The sequence below is a fragment of the Pseudomonas sp. AC169 genome, from assembly GCF_979258515.1.
On record NZ_OZ409866.1, the window covers coordinates 1297362 to 1309960 of the forward strand.

A 12599-nucleotide genomic window follows, 5' to 3' on the forward strand; every position below is an offset into this window, starting at 1 on the left:
TACAGACAGTTTAAGTTAAAAAACCATACAGCAAATCAACCCTGTAAATACGGCAGCCCGGAGTTATTTAGAACATATACTCTACAGCGATTAGAGTGATGACTTTAACTTTAAAGTTATCGCCGCCGAAATCCGCCTGAAAAGGCACCGCTTGCATTCGCGGGGCAGCTGCCGCTCGTCAGCCGAGGTCACGGCTCAGGGAAAAACGTCTTGCACCCGCCATAAGATATATCTTAAGTTGTATCTAAACACGACGAGAGAAGACTGAAATGAGAGACCATCATTCCCCCCACCGCGAGCACGGCGACGGTCGTGACGGCTTCGAGAAACGCCCCGGCCGTGAACGTGGCGGCCGTGGCCCACGGGTGTTTGCCCCCGGTGATTTGAAATTGCTGTTGTTGGCGCTGGTCGCCGAACAGCCGTGCCACGGCTATGACCTGATCCGCCAGATCGAAGGCATGTTCGACGGCGCGTACAGCCCCAGCCCCGGCGTGATCTACCCGACCCTGACCTTTCTTGAAGAGAGCGAACTGATCACCGGCGACGCTGAGGGTGGCAAAAAACGCTACAGCGTTACCGAGGCCGGTCGTTTATCTCTCAGTGAGCAAGCGGTAGCGCTGGATGGCGTGCGCATGCGCATTGATGTGAGCAAACGCTCATTGCGCGGCCATGATCGGCCGCCGGAAATCCACGAAGCCGTACACAACCTGCGTCACGCCCTGCAAATGCACCACGGCCGCTGGAGCCCGGCAGAAATCCTGCGCGTGCGTGACCTGCTCAACGACACCGCCAAAGCCATCGTCGACGGCCCCGCCGTTCAACCTGTTTCGGAGAAAAGCGAATGACTGCAGTCGATAGCCAAACCATTCACCGCGTGATGCACGAAATCAAACGCCGCAAGCTCGAAGTGCTGCGCGTGGTCGACCTGACCCCGCGCATGCGCCGCATCACCCTCGGCGGGCCGGAGCTGGCCGGGTTCATCAGCCTCGGCACGGACGATCACGTCAAACTGTTGTTCCCGCAGAACGCCGAACAAACCGCCGCGCTGGAAACCATGGTGCTCGGCGCCGGCAAGGACGACGGACCGAAACCGGAAATGCGCGACTACACCCCGCGCCGCTACGACCTCGATGCGCTGGAACTGGACATCGATTTTGTTCTGCACGGTGACGGCCCTGCATCGACCTGGGCTGAACAAGCCAAACCCGGGCAATTCCTGCACATCGGCGGCCCGCGCGGCTCAATGATCGTGCCGGATATTTTCGACAGCTACTTGCTGATCGGCGATGAAACCGCCCTGCCCGCCATCGCCCGCCGCCTCGAAGGTCTGGCGGCCAATCGCAAGGCGCTGGTGGTAATCGAAGTGGAAAACGGCGCCGAGCAACAAGTGCTGGAAAGCGCGGCGCAGGTCAATGTGATCTGGGTGTTGCGTGAGGGTGGCAAGGACAACCTGCTGACCACGGTGAAGCAGTTGCAGGTGCCCACGGGCAATCTGTATGCGTGGGTGGCGACGGAAACCAAGGTTTCACGGCAGATCCGCCGGGTGCTGATCGATGAGCACGGGCTGGACGAGCAGCTCATCAAAGCCGTCGGCTACTGGCGCGCCGAGGGATCTGAAGAAGAGTGATATCCCTGTGGGAGCGAGCCTGCTCGCGAATGCGGTCTGACATTCACCGACGATGTCGACTGATACACCGCTTTCGCGAGCAGGCTCGCTCCCACCCTTGACCTTAACTTCGTACGGCTTGCCAGCGGTCGAGGCCGATCAGTGCCAACCCAATCAGCACAAAACCCACCAGTATCCCCCCGGCATTGACCAGCACCTGTGGATAACCCAACACCGCCACATCAATGAACGGATACGCATACGCGCCGAGCCAATGCCCGCGCAGCAAGGCGTAGATGAAATACACCAGCGGATAGATCAGCCACACCGGCAGGTGCCACAGGCGCAAAGTGCCGTTCGGAACGCATACCCACCAATAGCCAAGAAACAGCAATGGCATCACGTCGTGCAGCAACTCGTCAGCGATAAATTGCCAACCCTGCGGATGCCACAAATGCCGCAGCAAAAGGCTGTAGGCGAGGCCAACCACAGCAATGCTCACGGCAATCCCGCCACTCACCCACGGCTGCAAAAACCAGCGGCGCGCGGCGGATTCGCGAGCGGTCACGGCGCAGGTCAGCACCGTCGCCACCAGCGTGTTGGTCAGAATCGTGAAGTAGCTGAAAAAGCTCACCAACCCGCCCAACAGGCTGGCGCCGACGCTCAAGCGTGCGAAGAAAATCAGGTACAGCTGAATGCCCAACCCCGCCCAACCCAGCACGGCTGCGCAGGTGATCAGGCGTCGCCGCCAGACGGCGTCCATCTCAGAGTGGTCGCTTGGTGCGCATCAGCTTCACGTACAGACGCTCAACCTTTTCCCGCGCCCACGGGGTCTTGCGCAGAAACGTCAGGCTCGACTTGATGCTCGGATCGCTCTTGAAGCAGCGAATATCGATGCGCTCGGCCAGCCCCGACCACTCGTAATGGCTCACCAGTGCATTGAGGATCTGTTCAAGGGTGACGCCGTGCAGCGGATCGGGGGTTTGTTCGTTCATGCCAGGCCTTTGGGCGAAGTGAAAATGCAGAAGCCGCGCACCTTAGCCGAGGGGGTGTTCGGGTGGAAGGCCTGACTTCAAATGTAGGCCAACCTGAAAAGATCGCAGGCTGCGAAGCGGCCGACAATGCGCCCGTTTGCCGCACTGTTACCGAATCCGAAACGCTGCATGTTCACAAAAGGCCTTTGTCTTTTTGTAACAGATCATTATCCTGCCGCCCTTCTGCTGAACCGCTTCACTGCCTGCGACATATTGAAGCGCGCGAATTGCACTCCCGAAAACACCAAAAAAAGACTTATCCATGCCTGATTTTTCCTTCTCCCGAGATAGCGCTATCTCAGCCCTGCGCACCCTCGGCGGCTGCACTGTGCTGGGCCTCGCCACCTGCGCACAAGCGGCACCCGCCTTCGACAGCGAATCACCGTACATGCTCGGTGACTGGAACGGCACGCGCACCGAACTCTCGGAAAAAGGCTACGACTTCAAACTCGATTACACCGGCGAAATGGGCAGCAATCTGCACGGTGGCTACGACCACGACCGCACCGCGCGTTACAGCGACCAGTTCGGTCTGGGCACGCACCTGGATCTGCAAAAGATCCTCGGCTGGGACGATGCCGAGTTTCAACTGACCATCACCAAGCGCAGCGGCAACAACATCAGCAACGACCGCATCAACGATCCACGCGTCGGTGGTTTCACCTCGGCCCAGGAGGTCTGGGGCCGTGGCCAGACCACGCGCCTGACGCAGATGTGGTACCAGCAGAAATTCTTCGATCAGAAACTCGACATCAAGGTCGGCCGTTTCGGTGAAGGCGAAGACTTCAACAGCTTCCCGTGCGACTTCCAGAACCTCGCATTCTGCGGCTCGCAAGTTGGCAACTGGGTCGGCGGCATCTGGTACAACTGGCCGGTCAGCCAATGGGCGCTGCGCGTCAAATATCACCTGACCCCTGAGTTGTACGCACAGGTCGGCGCCTATGAGCAGAACCCGTCGAACCTGGATCGCGGCAACGGCTTCAAACTCAGCGGCAGCGGCACACAAGGCGCAATCCTGCCGATCGAACTGGTGTGGACGCCGAAACTCAACGGCCTGCCAGGCGAATATCGCGCCGGTTACTACTACAGCAACGCCAAGGCCAGCGACGTCTATAAAGACAGCCACGGTCAACCGGCCGCCCTCAGCGGCGAAGCCTACCGCAGCGCGTCGAGCAAACACGGCGTGTGGCTCGGTGTGCAACAGCAAATCACCAGCATGGCCAGCGATAACTCGCGCGGCCTGAGCGTGTTCGCCAACGGCACGATGCACGACAAGAAAACCAACGCGATCGACAATTACGTGCAGGCCGGCATCACCTACAAAGGCCCGTTCGACGCGCGCGCCAAGGACGACATCGGTTTCGCCCTCGCCCGCGTGCACGTCAACCCGGCCTTCCGCAAAAACGCCGAGGCCAGTAACCGCGCCAATGCCGTGTACGACTACGACGACCCGACGTTCCTGCCGCCGCAAGACACCGAATACAGCGCCGAGTTGTATTACGGCGTGCACGTGACCAACTGGCTGACCGTACGCCCGAACCTGCAATACATCCGCCACCCCGGTGGCGTGAACGACGTCGACGACGCCCTGATCGGCGGGATCAAGATCCAGTCCTCGTTCTAAAAAACACTGAAGAAACCTGTGGGAGCGAGCTTGCTCGCGAAGGCGTCGTGTCAGTCAACACATTTGCCTGCTGACACACCGCTTTCGCGAGCAAGCTCGCTCCCACATGAAATTCGTTAGCTAGACAAGTTTTTATCTGAACCATGCCTGTGCCAAATCGTCATCTAAAGTGACTACAGCGCGGGACTACATAAAACGTCACGGAGAATCACACTATGAGCACCGAAAGTGCTTCGAGTCGGGGCCGTCTGCTACCGAGCCTGCTCGGCATTCTGCTTCTACTGATGGGCCTGGCCATGTTGGCCGGTGGGGTCAAGCTGAGCATGCTCGGCGGCTCGCTGTACTACCTGCTGGCCGGTATCGGCATTGCGCTGACCGGCATTCTGCTGCTGATGCGCCGCCGCGCAGCGCTGGGCCTGTACGCCATCGTGCTGTTCGCCAGCACCGTCTGGGCGCTGTGGGAAGTCGGTCTGGACTGGTGGCAACTGGTGCCGCGTCTGGCGATGCTGTTCGCCCTCGGCCTGGTGATGTTGCTGCCATGGTTCCGTCGTCCGCTGCTGCTCAACGGTCCGGCCCCGATGGGCACCGGTGCCTTGAGCGTGGCCGTCGTGCTGGCAGGTCTGACTGCACTGGCCAGCCAATTCACCAACCCGGGTGAAATCAAAGGCCAACTGGATCGCGACAGCGTCGAAGGCATGACCAACACCGCACCGGCCACGCCCGACGGTGACTGGAACTCCTACGGCCGCAGCGCCCACGGCGACCGTTACTCGCCACTGGCGCAGATCACTCCGGCCAACGTGAGCAAACTGGTGCCGGCGTGGACCTATCGCACTGGCGACATCCCGGGTCCAAACGATCCGGGCGAAACCACCGCCGAAAACACCCCGCTGAAAGTCAACGGCATGCTCTACGTGTGCACGCCGCACAGCCAGGTGATTGCCCTTGATCCGGATTCGGGCAAGGAAATCTGGCGTTTCGATCCGAAGCTGAGCACGCAGAACGCGGCCAACTTCAAAGGCTGGGCGCACATGACCTGCCGTGGCGTGACTTATCACGACGACGCGGTCTATGCCTCCGAGCAGAGCCCGACCGGTTCGGCCAGCCCGGCCCCGGCCAGCGCTTGCCCGCGCCGCATCTTCCTGCCGACCGCCGACACCCGTCTGATCGCCCTGAACGCCGACACCGGCAAAATGTGCGAAGACTTCGGCGACAAAGGCCAGGTTGACCTGTCGGCCAACATTGGCGGCTTCAACGCCGGTGGTTACTACTCCACTTCGCCGCCAGCGGTCACCAAAGACCTGGTGGTCATTGGCGGCCACGTCACTGACAACGTTTCCACCGACGAGCCAAGCGGCGTGATCCGCGCGTTCGACGTGCACACCGGCAAACTGGTGTGGAACTGGGACAGCGGCAACCCGGACGACACTGCGCCGATTGCCGAGGGCAAGACCTACACCCGCAACTCGCCCAACATGTGGTCGATGTTCGCGGTCGATGAAAAACTCGGCATGCTCTACCTGCCGATGGGCAACCAGACCCCGGACCAGTTCGGTGGCGCGCGTACCCCTGAATCGGAACTGCACGCAGCCGGCCTGACCGCGCTGGACATCGCCACCGGCAAAGTGCGCTGGAACTTCCAGTTCACCCACCATGACCTGTGGGACATGGACGTCGGCGGTCAGCCAACCGTGATGGACATCAAAACCGCCGACGGCGTGAAGCCTGCGGTACTGGCGTCGACCAAGCAGGGCAGCATCTACGTACTGGATCGCAGCACCGGCAAGGCCATCGTGCCGATCAACGAGATTCCGGTGCCGCAAGGCGCAGTGGAAGGCGACCACACTTCGCCGACCCAACCGAAATCCGATCTCAACTTCATGCCGCCGCCGCTCAAAGAACGCGACATGTGGGGCGTGACGCCATTCGACCAGATGCTCTGCCGGATCGACTTCAAGTCCCTGCGCTATGACGGCCCGTTCACCCCGCCATCGCTGCAAGGCTCGATCGTTTATCCAGGCAACTTCGGCGTGTTTGACTGGGGCGGCATCTCGGTCGATCCGGTGCGCCAGATCGCCTTCGTCAACCCAAGCTACATGGCATTCCGTTCGAAACTGATCCCGGCCGCCGAAATCGCCAAGCAAGGTCCACGCGTCAGCGAAACCGAAGGCGTCCAGCCCAACAAAGGCGCGCCATACGGCGTAGTCCTCGAAGCACTGCTGTCGCCAATGGGCCTGCCGTGCCAGGCGCCAGCGTGGGGTTATGTTGCAGCGGTCGACCTGACCACCAGCAAAACCATCTGGATGCACAAGAACGGCACCGTGCGCGACAGCTCGCCGGTTCCGATCCCGCTGAGCATGGGCGTGCCTAGCCTGGGCGGCACCTTCACCACCGCCGGTGGCGTAGCCTTCCTGAGCGGCACCCTCGACCAGTACCTGCGCGCCTACGACGTGAAAAACGGCAAGCAACTGTGGGAAGGCCGCCTGCCAGCCGGCGCGCAGACCACACCGATGACCTACACCGGCAAGGACGGCAAGCAATACGTGCTCGTTGTTGCAGGCGGTCACGGCTCGCTCGGCACCAAGCAGGGTGACTATGTGATTGCGTACAAACTGTCGGAATAAGTTTTACCGGTAGTTGCAGAAGGCGATGTCTCGAGAGGGACATCGCCTTTTTTGTGCATGCCGATTTTCGAATCTGATAGAGAAACCTGTGGGAAATGTGCACTTCTTACAAATGCTGGTAATTGCGCGGAGTTTTCCGACAGGTCGCGTCGGTTGTGCCTCGGAAAATCGGCTGGATAGGCTCGGGGGGTCGCTGCAAATTCAGCGAACGGGCGTCGCGGCCCGACCTCTTAAGGCATAATTCGCCCCGCTGACGGCGGCACATACGTGTCTGTCAGCTCGTTATATGGCGGCTATGCGCGGGATACCTTCGGGTATGCCGAAGTGCCTTGGGAGTCGGTCCGCGAACCCGTGTATAGCTGCCACCCTCGAATTGCGTCGCGGCAACTAGGGGGATGGCTCCAATATTTCCCAAGGAGTCAAAAATGAAAAAACCAACCCCCAATCCGCCCGAAGCGGACGACACCACTCCCTACGAATTCCCCGGCTCAAAAAGATTCCACGAAGCCGCCGAACGCGCCCTCGACCACTACCTCAAACCCAACGCCTTGACCCTGCGTTTCCACAAACCCAGCACCATGTTCCAGGTCGCCCCAGACCAGGACAGTGAAAGCCTGCTGGTCCACGCCTGTGAATCACTTGCCCAGGCCAGCGTGATGAGCAGCGACATCGCCGCCTACATCGACCTGCCACAGCGGCGGACGATTCTGGCGATCCAGCAAATCATCATGCTCGCCGAACTGGCCGTGAACCGCGTGCTGGATAACCACGAAATTCCCGCACAAACCTGACAACCCACCCTGTGCAGGAGCTGCCGCAGGCTGCTCCTGCACAGATGAGCGTTGCCCGACGGACTCAAAAAGCTTTGCCTCCACTTTTCATCCGCTCCAATCGATCAATGATCAATTGCTCGGCCTGTTTGCGGGTCTCAAGCAACAAACTCTGTTCTGTTGCGCTGAAGATCACCTGAAAATGCAGTCCCGGTGTGTCGGAGGAATATTCGCGAATGGTGTAACTCTTATAATCCGAATCTTTATGACTCACGGTTTGACTCCTTGAATTAGTTAGATTGGCATGCAGTATCCTGACGCCCAAGGGCGCCTGGTTAATCTCGGCTCAACAGGGCTATGTGTCTACTGTCAGAAATTACAGGGGCACAGGGCAAGCACGCCACCCGGCACCGGATTACCGTGTGCGTCTTATATAACCCGTCTCATGGGGCATTATCACGAATATGCATAAAAACCTGTCAGATATGACAGTTAACAATTCATGCCGCTTCTCTCAGACTTCCTTATCCAACTCAATCAGTCCAGGAAGTCCCCATGACAACTTCAAAAGCATCCCCAGCAGTCTTCGCCGTCGGTGTCCTTGATATTGAGGTGAAAGGCACTATCGGCGGTACTTATTTAGATCTGACCAGCTACAGGACCACAGCCACTTCCGTGTCTTTCAACCCGTTAGGGGGGTATTACTTTGATTTCGGTCACAACGAAGGCTTATCGAGCGAGCGAACTTTTTCCGTTTCACTTCGCGAACTGATGACGCCATCTGCACCTCGCTACTCTGAAAGAGTCGTTACAGATTTGGGTATCCAGTTTTATGAATATGAAACGGAATCCTCTTCAACTATCGCGGTCAGCAAGCCTAATCCCGACCTCTACCGATATGACTTCAAAGACTTCAAACTTTCAGGCAACGCACGCCACACGGATGACAGGCGTGAACTCACCTGCAATGGGTTCTTCCTGCTCCAGGAACTGACTTGGCCTTTGTAACGACCTTGGTCAGGTAAACCCGTATCCAAATGCAGAACGTAAAAAATCAAAAGCCCCTCACCCTAACCCTCTCCCGGAGGGAGAGGGGACTGATCGAGTTGTTTGGTAGAAGTACGCCGACGTGCAATACCGAATCGAACACACACTTCGAAAAGCCCCTCACCCTAGCCCTCTCCCAGAGGGGAGAGGGGACTGATTGAGGTGTTTGGGGGATGTATGCCTGCGTGAAATACCGAATCGAACACACATTTTGAAAAGCCCAAAAATCGGCCCCCTCTCCCTCTGGGCGGTCCGACGTTTCGGGAGGGCTGGGGTGAGGGAAAGCACCACCACAAATCCAGAGTCGACCACACCCCGCTCTTCACCACTCAATAGGCCGAGTCTCAGCTCGCCTGCTCTTGCTCTTGATCTTGATCTTGATCTTGATCTTGATCTTGATCTTGATCCACGGGCGACGTCGGAAGGCTGAGTGGAGGGATTGATCCGGGCGTGGGAGCGCAGCGACCGTTTGGCGCAGCCAAACACAGCGGGAGTAGGTGCAGCGAAGCAAACCGGAGACGCTGCGCCCGGATCGATCCCGCAGCGAAGGAACCCCGAGCCCCAGCGAGCGGGCCGCACGTAGGAGCAAGCGTTTTTTGCTTACTTTTTTTGGCGTTTGAAAAAAAGTGAGTCGCCGTCAGGGCGAAACCCTAAGCCGCCATCACCGAAAAAACGGATATACACACCAACCACCCCCAACATGGTCGGCCCAAAGGCCGCCAAGTCCAAAGCGTGAACCCTGTCAAAACCCTGAACACACAAGCAGAAACACCGCCCCCCATTGAAACCACCCAGCCCCTGCCCCATCTAAGACCCATACCCCATTGCGCAGGTGCCCCATGAGCGACCAGCAAGAATTCCCGGAAAACCCCGACGACTACACCGAAGCCGAACACATCGAACACACCTCCTCCGGCAAAGGCCTCGCCCTGCCCGGCCAGAACCTGCCGGACAAGGTCTACATCATCCCGATCCACAACCGCCCGTTCTTCCCGGCCCAAGTCCTGCCGGTCATCGTCAACGAAGAACCCTGGGCCGAAACCCTCGAACTGGTCAGCAAATCCGAACACCACTCCCTGGCCCTGTTCTTCATGGACACGCCCCAGGAAGACCCGCGCCACTTCGACACCGGCGCCCTGCCCGAATATGGCACCCTGGTCAAAGTCCACCACGCCAGCCGCGAAAACGGCAAACTGCAATTTGTCGCCCAAGGCCTGAGCCGCGTACGCATCAAGACCTGGCTGAAACACCACCGCCCACCGTACCTGGTCGAAGTCGAATACCCGCACCAGCCCACCGAGCCGACCGATGAGGTCAAGGCCTACGGCATGGCGCTGATCAACGCGATCAAAGAACTGCTGCCGCTCAACCCGCTATACAGCGAAGAACTGAAGAACTACCTCAACCGCTTCAGCCCCAACGACCCGTCGCCACTGACCGACTTCGCCGCCGCCCTGACCTCCGCCACCGGGCCAGAACTGCAAGCTGTGCTCGACTGCGTGCCGATGCTCAAGCGCATGGAAAAAGTCCTGCCGATGCTGCGCAAGGAAGTCGAAGTCGCGCGCCTGCAGAAAGAAATTTCCGCCGAAGTTAACCGCAAGATCGGCGAGCATCAGCGCGAGTTCTTCCTTAAAGAGCAGCTCAAGGTCATTCAGCAGGAACTCGGCCTGACCAAGGACGACCGCAGCGCCGACCTCGAACAGTTCGAGCAGCGTCTGGAAGGCAAAGTCCTGCCGGCGCAGGTGCAGAAACGCCTCGAAGAGGAAATGAACAAGCTGTCGATCCTCGAGACCGGCTCGCCGGAGTACGCGGTCACCCGCAACTACCTCGACTGGGCGACCTCGGTGCCGTGGGGCGTCTACGGTGAGGACAAACTCGACCTCAAGCACGCGCGCAAAATCCTCGACAAACACCACGCCGGCCTCGACGACATCAAGGATCGCATCCTCGAATTCCTCGCCGTCGGTGCCTATAAAGGCGAAATCAGCGGCTCGATCGTGCTGCTGGTCGGCCCGCCGGGCGTGGGTAAAACCAGCGTCGGCAAATCCATCGCCGAATCCCTCGGGCGACCGTTCTACCGCTTCAGCCTCGGCGGCATGCGCGACGAAGCCGAGATCAAAGGCCACCGCCGCACCTACATCGGCGCGCAGCCGGGCAAACTGGTGCAGGCGTTGAAAGACGTCGAAGTGATGAACCCGGTGATCATGCTCGACGAGATCGACAAGATGGGCCAGAGCTACCAGGGCGACCCGGCCTCGGCGCTGCTGGAAACCCTCGATCCGGAGCAGAACGTCGAATTCCTCGACCACTACCTCGACCTGCGCATGGACCTGTCGAAAGTCCTGTTCGTCTGCACCGCCAACACCCTCGATTCAATCCCCGGCCCGTTGCTGGACCGCATGGAAGTGATTCGCCTGTCGGGCTACATCACCGAAGAAAAAGTCGCCATCGCCAAGCGTCACCTGTGGCCGAAACTGCTGGAAAAGGCCGGCGTGTCCAAGGGCAGCCTGAGCATCAGCGACAGCGCGCTCAAAGCCTTGATCGACGGTTACGCCCGTGAAGCCGGCGTGCGTCAGCTGGAAAAGCAAATGGGCAAACTGGTGCGCAAGGCGGTGATGAAGCTGATCGACGAGCCGAAAGCGGTGATCAAGCTCGGGCCGAAAGATCTGGAGGCGTCACTGGGCCATCCGGTATTCCGCAACGAACAAGTACTGTCCGGCACCGGCGTGATTACCGGTCTGGCCTGGACCAGCATGGGCGGCGCGACCTTGCCGATCGAAGCGACACGGATTCACACGCTTAACCGTGGCTTCAAGCTCACCGGGCAACTGGGCGATGTAATGAAGGAGTCGGCGGAGATCGCCTACAGCTACGTCAGCTCGCACTTGAAACAGTTCGGCGGCGATGCGAAGTTCTTCGACGAAGCCTTTGTCCACTTGCATGTGCCAGAAGGCGCGACACCGAAGGATGGCCCGAGCGCCGGCGTGACCATGGCCAGCGCCCTGCTCTCGCTCGCGCGTAATCAGCCACCGAAAAAAGGCGTGGCGATGACCGGCGAATTGACCCTGACCGGGCATGTGCTGCCAATTGGCGGGGTGCGCGAGAAGGTGATCGCGGCGCGTCGGCAGAAGATTTTCGAATTGATTTTGCCGGAGCCGAATCGGGGTAATTTTGAGGAATTGCCGGATTATCTGAAGGAAGGGATAACCGTGCATTTCGCCAAGCGGTTTGCCGACGTGGCGAAAGTATTGTTCTAACCCGGTGCAACAAGGGCATTGTCTCAACCGACAATGCCCTGTTTTCTATATAACAAAAAAAATGAACGTTATCGCAAGAAACGATAAAAACCTGTCAACTCTTACAGTAGCCCGTCACTCCATCGCCCCTCAAACTTCCCTCTCGAACTTTCTCATTCAGGGGATCCATCATGTCAGAGCTATTGAAGGCTTCCGGTTATTTCATCGCAACACAGAACGGCAAAAAGCTATTCGAAACCGAACGCATCACGATAGAGCGCAGTGAAAAATACATAACAATTGAAGGCTCTAAAGAACTGGGTTTTCCAAATGGAGAAGCAATCAACCTTACAATTGACTCATCAACGCCTAACGGCGAGCACGAATTCAAGAGGGGTGAAAAACTACAAGAGGTTTTCTACCTCAACATAAAAGGAACGCAATACGCCGACAAGGGAACCTTCAATTCCCATCTAGACAACACCAACCGGAAATATCGAATTAACTTTGATCTTTATTTTCACGGCCATACCGATCCTATCAAGGTCGAACTCGACGTTAGCGAATAACGGCTCCCCAGACTCACACTAACGTCGCCGCGTAGCTTTAGCCTGCGCGGCTTTGGTCACACTTTGTCTCATCTTCAGTTATGCTCGCC

Annotated in this window: 12 protein-coding genes; 8 read left to right on the forward strand and 4 right to left on the reverse strand. The window is 58.6% G+C overall.

Going from position 1 to position 12599, the window contains the following annotated elements:
• Positions 1-269 precede the first annotated feature (269 nt).
• Both ACZZ0G_RS05785 and ACZZ0G_RS05790 read left to right on the forward strand, forming a co-directional pair.
• Positions 270-845 carry a PadR family transcriptional regulator gene (locus ACZZ0G_RS05785; RefSeq protein WP_242206714.1) on the forward strand — a complete coding sequence of 192 codons (576 nt, stop codon included), beginning with the start codon at positions 270-272 and terminating at the stop codon, positions 843-845.
• Positions 842-1627 carry a siderophore-interacting protein gene (locus ACZZ0G_RS05790; protein WP_463555590.1) on the forward strand — a complete coding sequence of 262 codons (786 nt, stop codon included), beginning with the start codon at positions 842-844 and terminating at the stop codon, positions 1625-1627. Before ACZZ0G_RS05785 ends, ACZZ0G_RS05790 begins: the two co-directional genes overlap by 4 nt.
• A gap of 103 nt (positions 1628-1730) precedes the next feature.
• Here the strand turns inward: ACZZ0G_RS05790 and ACZZ0G_RS05795 are convergent, their stop codons facing one another.
• From ACZZ0G_RS05795 to ACZZ0G_RS05805, 3 genes are all read right to left on the reverse strand, one after another.
• On the reverse strand, positions 1731-2369 hold the full coding sequence (locus ACZZ0G_RS05795; protein WP_463555591.1) for a Pr6Pr family membrane protein: 639 nt from the start codon (positions 2367-2369) through the stop codon (positions 1731-1733).
• Between the two features lies 1 nt (position 2370).
• A complete protein-coding gene (locus tag ACZZ0G_RS05800) occupies positions 2371-2601 on the reverse strand; it encodes a VF530 family protein (protein ID WP_007916799.1) in 231 nt (76 codons plus the stop codon).
• Between the two features lie 147 nt (positions 2602-2748).
• Entirely contained in the window at positions 2749-2904 is a 156-nt protein-coding gene (locus tag ACZZ0G_RS05805) for a hypothetical protein (RefSeq protein ID WP_463555592.1), read from the reverse strand.
• Between ACZZ0G_RS05805 and ACZZ0G_RS05810 the strand changes: the two genes are divergently transcribed.
• The 3 genes from ACZZ0G_RS05810 (at position 2903) to ACZZ0G_RS05820 (ending at position 7679) form a co-directional block, all read left to right on the forward strand.
• Positions 2903-4264 (forward strand): carbohydrate porin, encoded by a 1362-nt coding sequence (locus ACZZ0G_RS05810; protein WP_463555593.1) that lies wholly within the window; start codon positions 2903-2905, stop codon positions 4262-4264. The two genes, ACZZ0G_RS05805 and ACZZ0G_RS05810, sit on opposite strands and share 2 nt — an antisense overlap.
• A 215-nt stretch (positions 4265-4479) precedes the next feature.
• A complete protein-coding gene (locus tag ACZZ0G_RS05815) occupies positions 4480-6888 on the forward strand; it encodes a glucose/quinate/shikimate family membrane-bound PQQ-dependent dehydrogenase (RefSeq protein WP_463555594.1) in 2409 nt (802 codons plus the stop codon).
• Positions 6889-7313: 425 nt separating this feature from the next.
• On the forward strand, positions 7314-7679 hold the full coding sequence (locus tag ACZZ0G_RS05820) for a DUF6124 family protein (RefSeq protein WP_463555595.1): 366 nt from the start codon (positions 7314-7316) through the stop codon (positions 7677-7679).
• A 64-nt stretch (positions 7680-7743) separates the two neighbouring features.
• On the opposite strand, the gene ACZZ0G_RS05825 is transcribed toward ACZZ0G_RS05820, so the two are convergent.
• Positions 7744-7932 (reverse strand): hypothetical protein, encoded by a 189-nt coding sequence (locus tag ACZZ0G_RS05825; protein ID WP_463555596.1) that lies wholly within the window; start codon positions 7930-7932, stop codon positions 7744-7746.
• A 281-nt stretch (positions 7933-8213) separates the two neighbouring features.
• Here ACZZ0G_RS05825 and ACZZ0G_RS05830 point away from each other — a divergent pair, with 281 nt between their 5' ends.
• The 3 genes from ACZZ0G_RS05830 to ACZZ0G_RS05840 all read left to right on the forward strand — a co-directional run bounded on the left by ACZZ0G_RS05830 (position 8214) and on the right by ACZZ0G_RS05840 (position 12510).
• Positions 8214-8666, forward strand: a complete 453-nt coding sequence (locus ACZZ0G_RS05830; protein WP_463555597.1) for a hypothetical protein — start codon at positions 8214-8216, stop codon at positions 8664-8666.
• 878 nt (positions 8667-9544) lie between these two features.
• Positions 9545-11962 (forward strand): endopeptidase La, encoded by a 2418-nt coding sequence (lon, locus tag ACZZ0G_RS05835; protein ID WP_463555598.1) that lies wholly within the window; start codon positions 9545-9547, stop codon positions 11960-11962.
• A gap of 170 nt (positions 11963-12132) precedes the next feature.
• Positions 12133-12510 (forward strand): hypothetical protein, encoded by a 378-nt coding sequence (locus ACZZ0G_RS05840; RefSeq protein WP_463555599.1) that lies wholly within the window; start codon positions 12133-12135, stop codon positions 12508-12510.
• Positions 12511-12599: the final 89 nt, after the last annotated feature.